Raw genomic sequence first — 17080 nt, 5'->3', positions numbered from 1 at the left:
CACTCTCTGCCAACCGATATCCGGAATCACTGCCAAGCTGTCGAAGAACCTACTCAGATACCTTCTAGCAAGACAACTTAAATATCATGGCACTGAAACCCGAGGCTTATTTTGGGGTGACAGATCACGCAACTATTGAAATTTCTCAAGACAGTTTTCGTTCTGTCCTCGGTCAAATAGAAGCTGAACTACTCTGTAGCGACACCTACAGCCACGCTCTAGCTAGCTTGCAAACAATGTTGGGCGAAGCAGCCTCCGCTGCCGAAATTTTAATTAGAGCAGTTAGCAGAGAAGCCGTCAAGCTCGCATTTGACCGATTTCCCAAACCAAACAAAATTGAACCGCAAGTAGCCGAACAGAGTTTTGCTGCTGTAAGTCCCGCCATTGAGACGGTGACAGAATTTAGAGAATTGGAACCACCAGTAGCTGTTCCTGTCTTCTATTGGCGCAGCGCTACTTTGGAAGCGCCGCCCCAAACCGAGTCCGACACTGAAATTGTCGATCGAGACACTAACACTTCTGAAGACAGCAAACAAGCGCCGCCAGACGAAATTAAAGTCGAGTCGGCTGCACCTGCAACTGTCACCGTCCCCGGAAAATCCTTCCTAGGGTTCGGTTTTCCCAAGAAGCCGAAAAAACTCACCAAGGAAGAAGCAGCAGCAATAGCTGTTCAACAGCGAGAAGAGTGCCTGCAGGAGTTGGGTAGAGAATTGCGCAAGGGACGGCAAATTCGGTCCCTATCCCTGCAGCAACTCCACAGTCAAACTCTCGTGCCGCTGCACCACATCGAATCGATCGAAAATGGGGAAATCGAGAAACTGCCCCAAGATATTTACGTTAGAGGTTTTATCCGCAGGCTGGGCGACACCTTGGGACTAGACGGCACCGCGATGGCGAATGCTTTGCCCAAACCCGCTCCTAGCCTAATTCCCAGCACGTATTTATCTGTTTCAGACTCCGAGTCGGCGGAAGGCTTTCAAATGCGTCCGGTGCATTTGTACATCGGCTACACCGCTTTGATGGCTGGGGCTGTAGGGGGTTTGGGTTGGCTGTCGCAGCAACCCGTGGTGCCCGGAGCCCAGGCAGTACCTCCAACGCAGGTGACACCGCCAGCCTCAGTTGCACCGGCTCAAACAAGCCCCGCCCCGACGCCTAAACCCGGTCTGAAGAAGTCTGCCAGTCACGGGGGAATGATTGTGGGGGCTGACATGGCCCCGCCGGAGGTGATTTTTGGTTAGAGTCTGTCACGGTGAATTAACGGCGGATTCCTCTGGGTACTTGACGCAGAAACCGGGTTTGATGGGCGAAAATACTTCCTTAAGTCCTCGCTCAAAGTTAAAAAACCCGGTTTCTTTAAGTAAGGAGTGCGTGCTGGACTGCCTCTGTAATTCAACAGCTAATTTGAAAGGCGATCGAAGTTGGGATTCCTGGCGCAGCAACCCGGTTTCTTCAGGTAATTAATTCAGAGAAGCTTCTTGGTGTCGGTCGATTAACAATTAAAGATTAAAGAATTGACTCCACAGCACAAAGCGAGTTAAAAACCCGGTTTCTTCGTATATTTCTCGTTACTAAATCCGAGATTTTGATCGTAAACTGGGTTGAGCAAGGCAAATCTGCGCCCAAGACTATAGATTTTAGATTAAAGAAGTGACTCCACAGATGGATGAAGGTGGGGGCTTGAACTAAAATCTAAACCAGGATTGGTCTCCACGACTCCTGTGTTCAAGCAAGTATCCGTATGCAGGTGAGATCGGAAATGGGGTTTCTGAGACTGGGCCTGCGCCAAGACTGCTTCCGGGCGAGCAATCGCCGGGCCGTGTACCGAAAGTGAATTTTCAACTGCATCAGGAAACCCGATATGTGCGATAAACTATCTATTTGACCAGTCCTAAAAGAGGTTTCCGATAAGATGAGTTCCCCAGCCACCGCTGCTTTCTCCGATATCGATCCGCTATCGACTCAGCCGCCGACAGTCACGAGTTTGGCGGTACCAGACAGTGCTTTGGTAACGGCGGCTCAACTGCCACAAAAATCTTGGACAATAGAAGATAGCGAGAAACTGTACCGAATTCAAGGTTGGGGCGAACCCTATTTTTCGATCAATGCTGCCGGTCACGTTACAGTATCTCCCAAGGGCGATCGCGGCGGTTCCCTCGATTTGTGCGAACTGGTAGAATCTCTGAAACAGCGAAATTTGGCTTTGCCCCTGCTGATTCGATTTTCTGATATTTTGGAAGACCGGATCGAGCGCTTAAATTCGTGTTTTGCCAGAGCGATCGCTCGGTACAATTACAAAAATGTTTATCGCGGTGTCTTTCCAGTAAAATGCAACCAGCACCGACAATTAATTGAAGATTTGGTGCGTTTCGGTCAACCCCATCACTTCGGGCTCGAAGCCGGCTCGAAACCGGAATTAATGATAGCTTTGGCGACCTTAAAAAACCCAGGCGCTTTATTAATTTGTAACGGTTACAAAGACCGCGAATACATCGAAACTGCTATTTTGGCGCAGCGGCTAGGGCAAACTTCCGTAATTGTGCTGGAGCAAATAGAGGAAGTAGAACTCGCAATCGCCGCGAGCAAAGCATTAGGAATTAAACCGATTTTGGGAGTGCGAGCAAAACTCACTACCAAAGGGGTTGGCCGCTGGGGAGGTTCCACAGGCGATCGCGCAAAATTTGGCTTGACAATTCCTGAAATTATCCGTGCAGTCGGCGAACTAGAAAAAGCTGGAATGCTCGATTGTTTGCAGTTACTGCACTTCCATATCGGCTCTCAAATTTCCTCCATTAGTGTCATCAAAGACGCCATTCGAGAAGCCAGCCACATTTATGTAGAATTAGCTAAATTGGGAGCTAAGATGAACTACTTGGACGTAGGCGGCGGACTCGGCGTTGACTACGACGGGTCTAAAACAAACTTCCACGCTTCCAAAAACTACAATATGCAAAACTACGCTAACGACGTAGTAGCGGGAGTGAAAGATGCCTGCGACGAGCGCAAAATCCCGGTTCCAATTATCATTAGCGAAAGCGGGCGGGCGATCGCTTCTCACCAATCAGTGTTAGTTTTTGACGTACTCGGTACTAGCGATGTCCCCAGAGAAGTACCAGAACCAGTAGATGAAAACGCGCACCAAATTCCGCGAAATCTCTACGAAATTTACCAATCTATCACTCCCGAAAATTACCAAGAAGTTTATCACGATGCTATCCAATTCAAGGAAGAAGCAGTCAGTTTATTTAACTTAGGCTATTTGGGAATTGCGGAACGGGCTAAAACCGAACAGTTGTACTGGGCTTGCTGCGATAAAATACAGGCGATCGCGCGGCAGAAAGAATATGTATCGGAGGATTTGGAAGACTTAGAAAAGGTGATGGCGTCCATTTATTACATCAACTTATCTGTTTTCCAGTCTGTACCCGACAGTTGGGCAATTAACCAATTGTTCCCAATTATGCCAATTAACCGACTCGACGAAGAACCGACTCAGCGCGGTATTTTAGCCGATCTCACTTGCGACAGCGACGGCAAAATCGACCAATTTATCGATTTGCGAGATGTGAAGTCGGTTTTGGAACTGCATACTCTCAAACCTGGAGAACCTTACTATTTGGCACTATTTTTGGGAGGTGCTTATCAAGAAATTATGGGCAACCTTCACAACTTATTCGGCGATGCAAATGCAGTTCACATCCAGCTAACGCCTTCTGGCTATCATATCGAACACGTTGTGAAAGGAGACACTATGAAAGAAGTCCTCAGCTACGTACAGTACGATTCAGAAAATTTGGTTGAAAGCATCCGCCGTCAGACAGAAGCAGCTTTGCAGCAAAATAAAATTACTCTTTCCGAGGCCCAACTTTTGCTGCAAAATTACGAGCGGAGTCTCAGCCAGTATACTTATCTTCAGTCTTAAAAAGTAAGGTGCGCACTGCGCACCTTACTTTGAGCAATTACCCATTATTCAGCATTACCGAGAATTTCTGCGATCGCCCGCCGCTCTTCTCCCTGCTGAGTCGGTAAAACTTGGCGAGCGTCAGTAATCAGCCAATCGAGAGCCGCCGCTTGCAAATCGATCGCAGCCCCGGTTTTATCAACGCAGTAGCGCCCGAACACCAGTTTGTCAACCAACCGCACCTCCGGGCCCAAACGGGAATACTCAAAAATCACGCTGTTTTCCACAGTCGCCCCGCTGCACACCCAACAATTCGGGCCGATCATTGTCGGGCCGATAATTTTTGCTCCATCCTCAATGATCGTCATCCCGCCAATGTAAACAGGCCCAGTAATATCAACCTTATCCCAGTTGACAGCTACATTCAAACCAGCGTAAATGCCCGGGCGCACTTCAATTCCCGGAATCGAAACATTTTTAACTTGTCCCAGGAGTACGCTCTGAATGGCCCGCCAATAGTCGGGAACTTTGCCGATATCCACCCACTCAAAGTCCATGCTAATCCCGTAAAAAGGCGCGCCTATTTTTACAAGGTGGGGAAATAATTGCGAACCGATATCGTACTCTGTATCAGAGGGAATATAATTGAATATTTCTGGTTCAAAAATGTAAATGCCAGTGTTGATATCGGTACTCAGAGCTTCCTCTACAGAAGGTTTTTCTTGGAAATCTTTAATTTTACCAGACTCGTCTGTTACCACAACTCCATAACTGGGAACTTCCTCGCGGGGAACCGATTTCATAACAATAGTAGCGATTGCCCCTTTTTCCCGGTGCCACTTCACAGCAGCAGTCAAGTCCAAGTCAATCAAAGCATCACCGCACAGCACCACAAAAGTATCGTCAAAAAACGGCGAGAAGTCCTGAATTCGTTTCATGCCACCAGCCGAACCGAGGGCCTCTCCGATCAGTTCTCCCTCCTCAATTCGCCCTTCAAAAGAATAGGCAATTTGTACCCCAAACTTTTGACCGTCGCGGAAGTAGTTTTCAATCACGTCTGCCAGGTGGGAAACATTGACCATAATCTGGTCAAATCCGTGCTGGCGGAGCAATTCAACCAAAAACTCCATCACTGGCTTTTGCAGGATGGGAATCATCGGTTTGGGTATTGTCTGAGTAATGGGACGGACGCGAGTGCCTTTACCGGCCGCCAGAATCATCGCTTTCATTATTAACTTCCTCAACCCTCTGTTAATTGATATCAACTGAACAATTAGATGCTAGCGGTTGCGCTCGAATCGATCGATCACAGCAAAATCATGACCTGTTTATAGGCGACATCGTACCAGGCTATCAATCATTTATTCCCAATTTACCTGGATTTAAGAAACCAGGAATCGGGAATCAGGAAGAACTTTGCACTCCCGCTCTCCGGATTCGGGACTGTGCCGCACAATGTCGGCGAGCTAGGTTCTGCCTGGAATCTTAACCGACGCAGCGTCACAGTTATTAGTTTCGCCGGAGAACCTATACCCTGCAAGCTCAAAGCGCCCGGATTTTGAGGTCTTGATAAAATTCCTCTTGAAGCAACTCTACTTTAGACTGAGCCGACAGCAGCAACAAAGCCCAAAAAATACCCACGCGGTCATGATTTGGTAAGTCAACTTCCCCAGTCGATACCGGGAGTTCTGGGTTGAGAGGGGAGTGCAAATCGTTATGATGCCAGAGTTCCAGCAATTTGTCCAAGTCGAGCCAACCCTCGTCAATTTCCTGGCCCCGTTCTGCCAGAAACCGCTCCAGTTGACTAGCAGTTTCCACCAAGTTTTCTTGGTGAGCTAGCTCAAAGATAGCCTGGGCGGCTTGCGATCGCATTTTTGAGGTAGGGCGACGGCGGGGGGCAACTGTCTGCTCCATTGCAGCCTTCATTAGCTGCAACTGCTCGATCAGTTCTGGGAGAGTCACCGGGCGTTTTTGCGGTAATTGAGCTACACCGCGACGGCGCAATTGCCGCTCCAAATGCTGCGGTAATTGTCGCCCGCCTGAGTGCTCTGCGTCTTCGAGTGCCTCCTCGTCGGCAGAGTCGGGATTCGCGGGGGATTCTGAGAGGACGATACTTTCTGCTTTGAGCAAAACCAGCATAGAAGCGTACAAAAACGCTTGGCCGGAGTGGGACAAATCGGAGAAATCCTTACTCGCATCGGTATCGCAGGCGTTCGTAAGCTTGCTCAAACATCGATCGAACACTTCAATTACCTTAACGTCCCAAGGATCGATTTCTCCCCGTTCCGCTAGGTCAATTAAAATTGCGATCCCCTCGGAAATCGTTTCTAAGCCATTTTGGTCTCGGGAAACGGCCATTCGATTTTAGATTTTAGATTTTAGATTTTAGATTTTAGATTTTCCCTCTCCGAAAACGAGAGAGCATATCAAGTTAATTGGGGGTTATTTCAGCAGTTGTGGCCTCAATGGCTGCTATTTCTAAACTTATCGGTTCTGCACTTTCTAACAAAGGTTGTTTGCCTTCTACTTCGGCTTTATAGCGTTCAAGATTTTGTTCTAAGTCCTGAATCCGCTGCTCTTTTTCGCGAACTTGGCGAATCTCTTGGCGCAACGCGAGGGTTCGCTGCATTCTCGACCACAGACTGAACAGCCACGCTAGTGTTGCCCCTAATCCGGTCGCTACAATTAGTTCTACGCACAGCGGAGCTTTAACTTGGACGCCTTCGATAACTTGAATCGCGACTGGCTGTGTATTTTCGATGCTGAACAATACTAGAGCCAAGCAAATCAGAAAGATGAAGAAGAAATTTAGCGATCGCATTTTATTTGTTCCTAATTCTCTATTCCTCTTAAGCAAATTGTTTACTTTTTGTCAACTGTTTTTTGGCAGACTATCGAGTTTTTTTGATAATATCCAATCTGCTCTATTAACCATAATATCCGGGGATGGGCGGGTTGATGGGAGATCTGAGAGTTGATTGAAGAGATTGGTTAACCCGCCCCGGCAGGACATATTCTCTTTAGGTTTGACCGATGTTTTGCGGTTTGTTGCCGCTTAAGAGTGCCGGCAATATTTGATATTTCAAAGCAATGCCCGCAGCCACAAATAAGGCAATAATCAGCGCCCCAATTCCTACGGGACTGGGAATCCAGAATATCGCCTCCAAATAGTTAACTTCCCCGGGTTTTAGCTTCCAAACTAACTGCTTTCCCTGCTGAGAGCTTTCGGGAACCAGCGCACCGGCGACTGTTTCAATACTTTCGGCACCCCAAGGCGTGTTCAAGCTAAAGTCTAGCTCCAAAAGTCCCCCCGGACTCAGCAGCAGACTGCCGTTAGAAGAAAGCAGAGAAAGAGAGCGCAAATCCAATTCCAAACTCAACCGATTTCGCAGCACCAATAACAAATTATTCTGCTTGACATTCAGGTGAGATTCAAACTTCGGCAAATCGGTTTCTAGGGGACTTGCAACCCGAGATTTTGCGGTTTGTGCGATCGGATTGTAAAATTGGTTAAATTTGTCTTCCAACTCGGCTCCATTATTGAAAGGAATCCTCACTAGAACTTCTGTGGGCGAAAGCCGTTTAGTTTTTCCGTCCAGCAACCTCACGCGGCGTTCTACGCTTTTCAACCATTCTGCAACAGTTTCGCTGCTGAAGCTCGTCAACCTTTCCCCCAGTTTAATGTGCTGCACGATTTCGCCGCGAGTTTGACTTTCAAAGTTAACCCCGACATCGTACTGAACGCATCCAGTCACTAGAGTTAAAAGGCAAAAAACCAAAGGTAAAAAAAAGAAAAAGTGCTTTTTCTTTTTTTGAGTTCCATCCTTGACATTTTGCTCTTTCATTGTACCTTTTTCCCTGTTTTTTCCTATTTGGATGAATTAGCAAAGTGTTGAATTGCCTGCACTGTTTCTGTGTTTTTATTTCTATGTCTGGACTTGCCAACCGCTTACCAAAAACCCGGTTTCTGGGCTGCAGAAGGGCGATTTCACAGATGCTTTGTGGCAGAAACCGGATTTTTTTGACGTGAGCGCTAACATTTTTATAGCAACAGTATCAGTGTCACCTGGAATTAACCGCACTGAACTTATTGCCTCGAAGCTACACCCAACTGTTGAAACAGTATACTCGGCAAATAGGCCGCACCGCCTACCCATTCGGCTTCGCTGCTCAAATCTGCCAAATTTTTAAAGGCTTCAAAAATGCTGCCTGCCACCATTGTATTCTTGACGCGCCCGACAATTTTGCCTTTTTCTACTTTATAGCCTAAGTCCAAATTGACAGAAAATTCTCCAGCTAACTGATTGGACTGACCGGCACCTAAAACCTGCTCTACTATTAGACCTTCGTCCATGCTAGCAATCAAGTCTTGAGTGGCGGTATTTCCTGGGGAAATGCAAAAGTTAGTCAAATCAGGGCCTGGGCGAGACAATCCGCCGCGAAAACCGTTGCCGGTTGATTGTACACCAGCGCGAGCGGCCCATCTGCGATCCCAATAAAATCCGGTGACAGTACCTTTGTCTATCAAGACTTTGCGGGTGGTGGGGGTACCTTCGTCGTCAAAGGGACAAGCAGAAGGGCCTAAAGTGGGGTCTTCAAAAAAGGTAAAGCGTTCGTCAAATAAGGTTTCGCCGATTTTGTCGGCTAGGGGAGAGGCTTTTTGAACTACTGTTTGACCTGAAAGGATGGTATCAAACAAGCCGCCGAGGGTGCTGGCGGCGGCTCTGGGGGTAAATAATACTGGGTAGGAACCGCTGGTGATGGTGGCTGGATGTTCGGCGAGGCGGTATTTTTCGAGGAGTGATTGGAGGATGCTGTCGGTGTCCAGGGGACGATCGCGCGCTACGTCGTAACTGTATGCTTGCATAAAATCTTCTCCCTTTACCAAATTTCCCGCGATCGAGCCGCTGACTATTTGGCTGCTTCTTTCGGCATACAGGTCTTGCGTCGTGGCAATTTTCACTCTGCCGCTGCGGACGTGAAAGCCCACATCTACCATAATATCGGGATTGTAGGCGTGAACTTGCTCGATCAGGTTTTTGCCGTTTTCGACTAATTCTTGAGTTGTGGGCGGAGTGTAGGTGGTTTCCGGGCCTTTTAGGTGGAAGCTGGAGGCGAGTTCAAATTCTGCGGGGTCGCCGATTTCGGCTGTTTGAATCGCTGCATCTACTAAATCGTCTATCCGCGTTAAATCTGTGGAACTAGCAAAACCGATTTTGCCTTTGTAAATCAGCCGGAGTGCTACGCCTTGCAGTGCTTTGGTTTGCAGGGACTTGAGGCGATTGTTTTCAAATTCGATGGGCGTGTCTTGGCTAGACAGGTAGTATACTTCAGCGGCCGAGGCTCGCTGACTTGCCAATTTCAAAATCTGTTCTATGGTAGAATCGCTCACAATAATAGCCTTTTAGGTTGGTCTTTTTTTTATTTTAGCAATTATCGCTATTCAACTTCTGACTCCTGCCTCATGCTCGATAATTAATCCGTGTATCCGTCTCAAAATCAGTGTCGTTCCTTACTTCTTCATTCTCGTATAATTGTAATTCACACTGTTTAAAAACATAGTTAACGGCTGCAAACAGTCGCTCTAAGTCCTGAATTGTATAGAAAAATTTATTTTGAGTAAACATTTCTAATTTCAGCTTGCCAAACTGCCACATTGCCCCATTAGAAACAATACCAAAGATAGTTTGTTCGGGTTCATTGTTAAGTCGTTGCACGGCGATCATTTCTGCCAAACACTGCCCCCATCCTTCATCAAAGGCGCTCTCTTTCTTGGCTTCAACTAATATGAAATAGGGCTTGTCAAAAACTACAGTGCCAAGGGGGGAGCGCTTCGCCAATATATAATCGGGAATTCCTGACAGATTCTCGTTATAGACTAAGGTTTGGTGACTCCAGAGGAGAAAATTACTTCGATAATTTTTCCAAACTTCTTTTAATACAGGATAAATGATATTTTCACAAATGGCGATTTCCGAGTTGTCAAATACTCCGTCATTGAAAATCAATTCTAATTCATTCCGAAAAACTTCGCTGACTGCAAATTCAGTTTCGACAATGAAATTATCCCGCAGGTAATTAATTTGGAATTCTTTGGCGACCGCGCTGATACTTTTATAATTGCTAAAAGGCATTGCTTAATTTCTCTCAGTAGGGTAAGGTGCGCCGAGGCGCAGCCTAGAGATAGATTTTGTGCGAAGTGAAAAATGATTAATAACTAATAAATAAGCAGCCTAAAATTATGCCCATCGCAATTAACGCCACCCAAATAAACCTATTATCTTTCGTATTAACTTGACTCAAATCTACAGGTTCTTGTACGGCGGGCTTGGGTTTAGCGTACTTGATATCAGCCTTCGGATTGGCTTGAAAACTGATTGATTGATTTTCATCTAAAGCTGCCAAATCAGGGATTTTTACCATCCATTCAGGAGGGATAGTGAGTTTGGGAGCTTCGAGAATGAACAGCAAGCGCTTTGCTTGCTGGCGGGTTTCTTGGCGGGGATGGCGGGTGAGCGCACGGCAAAGCTCGATCGCCCTTTCTGTATTGCCAGAGGCTTCGTAGGCTGTCACCAGCCACATCTGCACCTCACCGCCCAACCGGGAATTTCGATCGACTAAACCGGTAGCTGTTTCTAAACTCTGCACAGCTTGAGCATACCGGCCACTCTCAAAAGCTACTTGCCCAGCTTGGTACTCAGTTTGAACAATTTCTAACTTTTCTGAAGTCACGAGCACCCACCCAATTCACAAATATTAGTTACCAAATTCCCCAAACACTAGAATTCGCTGTTGTGTTGGGACATACCGGACTCATTATCGCGTTTGGAACTCAGCAAGTCTAACTGGTCTACTTTAATTACTGGCATTGAGCGATTAGCTCCTGTATTGCGGTCTTGCCAGCGATCGAACTTCAAAGAGCCTGTCACCCCAATTTGAGCACCTTTGCGAACGTAGTCAGCAGCGATTTGCGCTGTTTTGCCCCATATTTCCAGAGTAAACCAGTCTGGTTCGTCGTTATTGCGCGATCGCTTTCTCACTGCCAGCGTCAACTTGCACTTAACTGTACCCGACTCAAAATACTTTACGTCGGGGTCGCCGCCGACGCGGCCTACTAAAGTTACAACATTAAGACTCATAAACTTTTTCCGGAATGTGGTCGACCCGTGATGTAGTTAAACCTTGCCACACGCGGGCTAGCATCCAAACTGAACTTGGAACAGCGCCAATGAGGGCTTCATCCTGATTTTACACCCACTTACCAGAACATATTGATTGTGGATGATTGGCGAGTCGGCGCTCAACCTGTGATCGACAATGTAGATTTCTGACTAGACTCAGGATGAAAAACGTAATAGAATCCACCTCGGTTACACTTTTGTAACAACATTATTGCACACAATAGTATTTTAGTTTGGGGGGGGGTACAAATCAGTGGGTCTTCTCAATCGATTTTCCTTATCTAGAGATATGGGTATCGACCTCGGTACTGCTAACACGCTCGTTTATGTATCCGGCAAAGGTATTGTTCTGCAAGAACCTTCTGTAGTGGCGATCGACCAAGACTTAAAAATACCGCTGGCTGTTGGAGAAGATGCTAAAAAAATGCTCGGGCGGACGCCCGGGAATGTGATAGCACTGCGCCCGCTTCGCGACGGGGTAATCGCAGACTTCGACACAGCCGAACTGATGCTCAAGACTTTTATCCGCAGAGTTCACGAAGGCCGAACCTTAGTTTCGCCGCGGATCATTATTGGCATCCCCAGCGGTGTCACCGGAGTAGAGAGGCGTGCTGTCATTGAGGCGGCTACTCAGGCCGGTGCTAGAGAAGTGCGGTTAATTGATGAACCCATCGCTGCGGCGATCGGGGCTGGACTGCCTGTGGCTGAGGCGACTGGCAATATGATTATAGATATCGGCGGGGGTACGACGGAAGTTGCAGTTTTGAGTTTGCAAGGTACGGTAATCAGCGAGTCTGTGCGGGTAGCCGGCGACGAGCTCAACGAGGCGATCGTCCAATACATGAAAAAAGTTCACAATTTGGTCATCGGCGAACGCACTGCTGAAGAAATTAAGATTCAGCTGGGTTCTGCATATCCAACTCCAGAGGATGACGACGCGATCATGGAAGTGCGGGGGTTGCACTTGCTCTCGGGTCTGCCGCGAACTGTTACAATCAAAGGCCCAGAAATTCGCGAAAGTATGTCGGAACCGCTTTCAGTAATTGTGGAAGCTGTCAAGCGTACTTTGGAACGCACCCCCCCGGAATTAGCAGCAGATATTATTGACAGGGGAATTATGCTCGCCGGCGGCGGAGCCCTGATGAAAGGTTTAGATACTCTGATCAGTCACGAAACAGGAATTGTCACTCACGTGGCAGCCGATCCGCTGTGTTGCGTGGTTTTGGGAACTGGTAGGGTATTGGAAAACAAACAGTTGGAACGGGTTTTCAGCGGGCAGTCGTCGCGCAATATGTAGTTAACTAATTTGGGATTTTGGATTTAGAAATAGGGCTGCCATCTCAAATCTAAAATCCTGACATAACAATTTTAGATTACTGAAATTATGCTAAAACACACACTCCGCAGGTGGTGGGATCTGCGACTACCAATTGCCCTTTTAGGTTTAGCTGTAACTGCCGCTTGGGGAGTTCGACAAACACAAGGTGCTCCACTGTTTGAAGTTTACAATTGGGTAACTCGTCCGTTTCAAGCCAACGGCTCGGGGCAAGAGCAGCTCATCTCGGCGCGTACTCAAGAATTGCAAGCGCAGCTATTAGAATTAGAAACTCAAAATCAGAAGCTAAAAGAGCTTTTAGGTTACGTTTCGGCTAAGAAACCGAAAGGGATTGTAGCTCCTATTGTTGGGCGCAGCGCCGACCACTGGTGGCAGCAAGTAACCTTGGGGCGCGGCAGTAACGATGGCATCAAAACAGATTTTACTGTCATGGGTCCCGGCGGTTTGGTAGGTCGGGTTGTCAGCGTTACTCCTAATACTAGCTTGGTGCTGTTAGTCAGCGACCCTACGAGTCAATTAGGTGTGGGAATTACCCGCACTCGTAACATGGGTTTTATGCGCGGTAAAGGCCCAAATCAGGCTGTGATGGAGTTTTTTGATAATGTTCCTAATGTCAAGCCTGGGGATGTGGTTTCAACTTCTTCTTTTAGTCAGTTGTTCCCTCCTGGTTTGCCGGTGGGAAAAGTGATTTCGGTGGATCTGAATAAAACTCCGGCTCCCGAAGCTGTTGTTGAGTTCTCTGCACCGATGAATTCTCTGGAGTGGGCGGTGGTTTACCCCCACTCTAAGCAAATCGAACAAAAGGCTTCGCAGGGTCAATCTTCTGAACTGTCGGAAGGAGCAAAGCAGTAATGAAGGCTTTATCTCGGATGTCTTCGCGATCGCGCCAATTTCTCAACTTCGGCGTTACATTTGTTTCTGTGATGCTCTGCATACTGATATTGCCCACTCGGATGCCGGGAATGGAATTGCTGGGAATTAGCCCGAACTGGCTGTTAATTTGGTTGGTAGCTTGGAGTATTAAGCGCAAACGTACAGTTTGGGGAGCTGCTAGCATGGGCCTGGTTTTGGGGTTTCTTCAAGATGCGATGACGGCTCCTCATCCCACCCACGCTGTGAGTCTAGTTATTGTCGGAGTCTTAACAGTGGTGTTGCTGAAAAGCTGGTCGATTCCGGCAGATATTGTTGAGAGAGATCCGATTCCGATCGCGTTAATTGTGTTTGGGATGGCAGTGGTAGCGGAAACGGTGATGGGGATTCAATTTTTGGCTATGGGCGATCGGGCTTTACTGGAAATTTGGAGCGAGCACCAGAGAGTGGCTTTGTGTTCTGCTATTCTCAGCAGTCTTTGGGCTCCGGTGATTTATTTTCCCCTGCATCGCTTGTGGGAAATGACGAGGAATCTAGAACAATCTTAGTTATTCATTAGTCATCAGTCATCAGTCATTAGTCAACAGTTAACTGTTAACTAATGACTTTTAAGTGTAATCAGTCAACTATTACTTGTGGTGCCGAACCTAATAAGTGATTAACCGCAATAATTAAATCGCTGAGAATGAAATTAGGCTGGTGCTTTTGCAGTTGATAGCGACTGCGAATGCCACAGGTAACGGCAATTGTGGGTATTCCCAATGCTTGTCCTGCGAGGATATCTGCTTCGGTATCTCCAATCATCCACGCGGAACCCAGGGATGACTCAAATTCTTCTGCAACTTCAGCCAACAATTCCGTTTTTAAAGCTGTATAGTTGTGATAGGCGGCATCCGGCATCTGAGTTCCCCGAATGCAGGTAAACAGTCTCGCTAAACCGTAATTTTGCAACAGTTGAACGGCTTGATTTCTCGGCCGCAGGGTGACTAAAATCAGCCGCACGCCGCGGGAATGAAGAAGTGCGATCGCCCATTGCACTCCCGGCTGGATGCGATCTAAGTGCAACAAGTCTGGCTGATTGACAATCCGACTCACGCATCCGAGAAAAACGTGAATTTCTTCTCGCGACAAGCCGGAAATTTTGGCTATTTCAGCATCGGGCACTCGGTTTTGTTTCATTTGCCAAAACTGCTGTTTGCTGAGGATTTGGAGGTTGAGGTTGATTCCCCTAGCAAGATAAGCTGCTTGAGTGTCGGCTAATCCCTGTTGATAGGTGGCGTAGTAGCGATCGGACACATCCACGATCGGCCCGTCTAAATCGCAAAATACCGTCATCCGGGGGGACGAGTCAGCCTCTGATGCTAGCTTGTACTGAAGGTTTTCGGAGTCCGGGGCTACAACAGTTAACATAAAACGTTAAGTAAATCAAGGGAGCTATACATTTCTTGACTTTAGCAAAAAATGTATAAGTTATAATACATAATTTTTAATTATTTTATTAAAAAAACCTATGAAAATTTAGAGGATAGGGCTCAATAAGGGCGATCGAGCCTGTGCGTCGATAACTTGAAGGGAAAAAGTGATTTTTGTGGCTGTTAATATGTGCTTTAGCCATTAAAGTTTAGAATTAAGTTTTTAGTCTTCTGTAATTTACCCATGCTCAAACAAAGCGATTTTGTTAGGAATTCGGACACTAATCGAGTAGAGGTGCTGTCCGAAGCACTGCCTTACATTCAACACTTTGCCGGTCGCACCATAGTGGTCAAATATGGCGGTGCGGCGATGAAAGATAGCAATCTCAAAGACAAGGTGGTTCGGGATATTGTGCTGCTAGCTTGCGTGGGGATGCGTCCGGTTGTGGTTCACGGCGGCGGCCCGGAAATTAATATTTGGCTGGAAAAACTGGGAATTGAGCCGCAATTCAAGGATGGTTTGAGAGTGACTGATGCGGCGACAATGGAAGTTGTAGAAATGGTTTTGGTGGGGAAGGTAAATAAGGAAATTGTTTCCTTAATCAACCAAGCTGGCGGCAAAGCAGTGGGATTGTGTGGCAAGGATGCCAATCTGATTCAAGCTCGTCCTGACGGCCGCGAAGGAATCGGGTTTGTTGGGGAAGTCAGCAGCGTGAAAATAAATATTTTGGAGTCTTTGGTAAACAGCGGTTATATTCCCGTGGTGTCGAGCGTGGCGGCGGATGAAAACGGTCAATCTTACAACATTAATGCTGACACAGTGGCTGGGGAAATTGCGGCTGGTTTGGGAGCCGAAAAGTTGATTTTGATGACTGATACTGCGGGAATTTTAGAGGATTATCACAAGCCGGAGAGTCTGATTGCTAAGTTAGATATTCAGGAAGCGAGAGAGTTGGTTGAGTCGGGAGTCGTGTCTGGGGGAATGATTCCGAAGGTTAATTGTTGTGTGCGGAGTTTGGCTCAAGGTGTGAAGGGTGCTCACATTATTGACGGTCGAATTCCTCATGCTTTGCTGCAAGAAATATTTACGGATGCGGGGATTGGGTCGATGATTGTTGCTTCTGAGTTTAGCAGCGCGAACTTAAGGCCAAAGTAAGGGGTAAATCCTAGCGTGGGGAGGGCGGGTGCGTGAAAGGGGTAAATTCGCTGCGATTGCGTATATATCCTAACTAAACCTGCCCCTAAAAACCTTGAGAAGGTACTTCTGGGAAATTACTTCACCTAATTCTAACCGTTGTTGGATTTCAGCTTTTATTAAACTATGATCGAACACTTTAGAGTTTTGGATTCTATTGCGATTCTCAAGCCGATTTCAAATACGCGCTTAGCGCTAGTGGAACCAGAATACGCATCTATTTCTAGTTTGCCAGTTGGACTTGTGGGAACTATTGTTGAAGTGTATGATACGGGAAAGGAATGTCAGTATTTAGTGGAGTTTGCTGATAGTAAAGGGAGTGAATATGCTATGGCTATGTTGAAAGCTGATGAAATTTTAGTTCTGCAATATGAACTTGCAGTTGCTTAGTAATGTGAGGAGAAGAGAGGTTCGATAAGGGCGATTCCCTACGGAATAGCTGCGCTTCACGCACTTTCGGAAGAAAGGGCGATCGCCTTTTAGTTTGGTACTTAAATCGCCCCATCATTTAACGTGCAGTTTCAGCTTGAATTTCTCGAATAATAGTTGATATTTCTTCGGCTGACTCCAGGTGTCTAGCCAAAACTTGAGCAGTTTTGTCCAGCAAGCGTTCTGAAAATACTTTAGCTAAGTCTTCCCGTAAACCTTGCCCTATATAAAACTTAAGCAATGCTTCTACAGACATATCTCGATTTGCCGCTATTTTCTCAAGTGATGCTAAAGTATCTATTGGAATGTTTAGCGAGACTATTTCCGCTGTACGAGGTCGCAATTGCAATTTTATTTCTTCTTCAGAATTGTTCATATAATTTCCTTTCAGTACGGGTAGCAGGAGGGGCTGAAATGATGCGTATTCGCAAGCTGCGTTCTACATAAACAACCAGTAATAGGCGTTGAGTGCGGGAGTAACCCAGGATAAAGTTACGCTGTTCGTCATTAGCCGTTGCATCTCCCTCCTGATAGAATGGATCGAAGAAAACTTCTGCGGCTTCTTCAAAGCTAATGCCATGCTTTTCTAGGTTAATCTGAAATTTGTTGGTGTGCTATTCAAACTCAACGCCTTGCAGTCTGTACACACTATCCATGCTTCGATATTAACATTATTTAAATAAGGAGCGCGAATTAAATAACTTACAATTTTAATTGTTATTGTGGGATGGGCGTCCCGCCCGTCTTTTTTGGACGGGC

At 46.8% G+C, this 17080-nt stretch carries 17 protein-coding genes and 1 pseudogene; 7 read left to right on the top strand and 11 right to left on the bottom strand.

What is annotated here, in order from left to right; genetic code table 11:
• Positions 1 to 86 precede the first annotated feature (86 nt).
• Positions 87 to 1238, top strand: a complete 1152-nt coding sequence (locus tag QUB30_RS06935; protein WP_333331015.1) for a helix-turn-helix domain-containing protein — start codon at positions 87 to 89, stop codon at positions 1236 to 1238.
• Positions 1239 to 1909: 671 nt separating this feature from the next.
• A complete protein-coding gene (gene speA / locus QUB30_RS06930) occupies positions 1910 to 3919 on the top strand; it encodes a biosynthetic arginine decarboxylase (RefSeq protein ID WP_333331012.1) in 2010 nt (669 codons plus the stop codon).
• A gap of 44 nt (positions 3920 to 3963) precedes the next feature.
• Here the strand turns inward: speA and QUB30_RS06925 are convergent, their stop codons facing one another.
• The 8 genes from QUB30_RS06925 to QUB30_RS06890 all read right to left on the bottom strand — a co-directional run bounded on the left by QUB30_RS06925 (position 3964) and on the right by QUB30_RS06890 (position 11037).
• Entirely contained in the window at positions 3964 to 5127 is a 1164-nt protein-coding gene (locus tag QUB30_RS06925; RefSeq protein ID WP_333331009.1) for an NDP-sugar synthase, read from the bottom strand.
• Positions 5128 to 5440: 313 nt separating this feature from the next.
• Positions 5441 to 6256 carry a segregation/condensation protein A gene (locus QUB30_RS06920; RefSeq protein ID WP_333331006.1) on the bottom strand — a complete coding sequence of 272 codons (816 nt, stop codon included), beginning with the start codon at positions 6254 to 6256 and terminating at the stop codon, positions 5441 to 5443.
• Between the two features lie 73 nt (positions 6257 to 6329).
• Positions 6330 to 6719, bottom strand: coding sequence for a LapA family protein (locus tag QUB30_RS06915; protein WP_333331003.1), 390 nt, complete (start codon positions 6717 to 6719; stop codon positions 6330 to 6332).
• 199 nt (positions 6720 to 6918) lie between these two features.
• Positions 6919 to 7743 carry a DUF3153 domain-containing protein gene (locus tag QUB30_RS06910; protein WP_333331000.1) on the bottom strand — a complete coding sequence of 275 codons (825 nt, stop codon included), beginning with the start codon at positions 7741 to 7743 and terminating at the stop codon, positions 6919 to 6921.
• A 242-nt stretch (positions 7744 to 7985) separates the two neighbouring features.
• A complete protein-coding gene (locus QUB30_RS06905) occupies positions 7986 to 9290 on the bottom strand; it encodes a TldD/PmbA family protein (protein ID WP_333330996.1) in 1305 nt (434 codons plus the stop codon).
• A gap of 70 nt (positions 9291 to 9360) precedes the next feature.
• A complete protein-coding gene (locus QUB30_RS06900) occupies positions 9361 to 10032 on the bottom strand; it encodes a hypothetical protein (RefSeq protein ID WP_333330993.1) in 672 nt (223 codons plus the stop codon).
• A gap of 76 nt (positions 10033 to 10108) precedes the next feature.
• A complete protein-coding gene (locus tag QUB30_RS06895; protein WP_333330990.1) occupies positions 10109 to 10630 on the bottom strand; it encodes a tetratricopeptide repeat protein in 522 nt (173 codons plus the stop codon).
• A gap of 47 nt (positions 10631 to 10677) precedes the next feature.
• Complete coding sequence (locus QUB30_RS06890; protein WP_333330987.1) at positions 10678 to 11037, bottom strand: single-stranded DNA-binding protein; 360 nt, start codon at positions 11035 to 11037, stop codon at positions 10678 to 10680.
• Between the two features lie 331 nt (positions 11038 to 11368).
• On the opposite strand from QUB30_RS06890, the gene QUB30_RS06885 reads away from it, so the two are divergent.
• The 3 genes from QUB30_RS06885 (at position 11369) to mreD (ending at position 13833) form a co-directional block, all read left to right on the top strand.
• Positions 11369 to 12376 (top strand): rod shape-determining protein, encoded by a 1008-nt coding sequence (locus tag QUB30_RS06885; RefSeq protein ID WP_333331387.1) that lies wholly within the window; start codon positions 11369 to 11371, stop codon positions 12374 to 12376.
• An 87-nt stretch (positions 12377 to 12463) separates the two neighbouring features.
• Positions 12464 to 13267, top strand: a complete 804-nt coding sequence (gene mreC / locus QUB30_RS06880) for a rod shape-determining protein MreC (protein WP_333330984.1) — start codon at positions 12464 to 12466, stop codon at positions 13265 to 13267.
• Positions 13267 to 13833: a rod shape-determining protein MreD gene (mreD, locus tag QUB30_RS06875; protein ID WP_333330981.1), complete on the top strand. Its 567-nt coding sequence runs from the start codon at positions 13267 to 13269 to the stop codon at positions 13831 to 13833. The genes mreC and mreD overlap by 1 nt, the downstream gene beginning before the upstream one ends.
• Before the next feature lie 70 nt (positions 13834 to 13903).
• On the opposite strand, the gene QUB30_RS06870 is transcribed toward mreD, so the two are convergent.
• Positions 13904 to 14695 carry an HAD family hydrolase gene (locus QUB30_RS06870; protein ID WP_333330978.1) on the bottom strand — a complete coding sequence of 264 codons (792 nt, stop codon included), beginning with the start codon at positions 14693 to 14695 and terminating at the stop codon, positions 13904 to 13906.
• 246 nt (positions 14696 to 14941) lie between these two features.
• Here QUB30_RS06870 and argB point away from each other — a divergent pair, with 246 nt between their 5' ends.
• Both argB and QUB30_RS06860 read left to right on the top strand, forming a co-directional pair.
• Positions 14942 to 15853 carry an acetylglutamate kinase gene (gene argB / locus QUB30_RS06865; RefSeq protein ID WP_333330975.1) on the top strand — a complete coding sequence of 304 codons (912 nt, stop codon included), beginning with the start codon at positions 14942 to 14944 and terminating at the stop codon, positions 15851 to 15853.
• Between the two features lie 165 nt (positions 15854 to 16018).
• Positions 16019 to 16282, top strand: a complete 264-nt coding sequence (locus tag QUB30_RS06860) for a DUF4926 domain-containing protein (protein WP_333330972.1) — start codon at positions 16019 to 16021, stop codon at positions 16280 to 16282.
• Positions 16283 to 16400: 118 nt separating this feature from the next.
• Here the strand turns inward: QUB30_RS06860 and QUB30_RS06855 are convergent, their stop codons facing one another.
• Both QUB30_RS06855 and QUB30_RS06850 read right to left on the bottom strand, forming a co-directional pair.
• A complete protein-coding gene (locus QUB30_RS06855; RefSeq protein WP_333122947.1) occupies positions 16401 to 16697 on the bottom strand; it encodes a hypothetical protein in 297 nt (98 codons plus the stop codon).
• Positions 16684 to 16920: pseudogene (locus QUB30_RS06850) on the bottom strand (BrnT family toxin); the annotation flags it as partial. The pseudogene QUB30_RS06850 and the gene QUB30_RS06855, both read right to left, overlap by 14 nt.
• Positions 16921 to 17080: the final 160 nt, after the last annotated feature.

The organism is Microcoleus sp. BROC3 (genome assembly GCF_036702515.1).
Classification (GTDB): Bacteria; Cyanobacteriota; Cyanobacteriia; order Cyanobacteriales; family Microcoleaceae; genus Microcoleus.
This window is presented reverse-complemented; position numbering and strand designations above follow the sequence as displayed.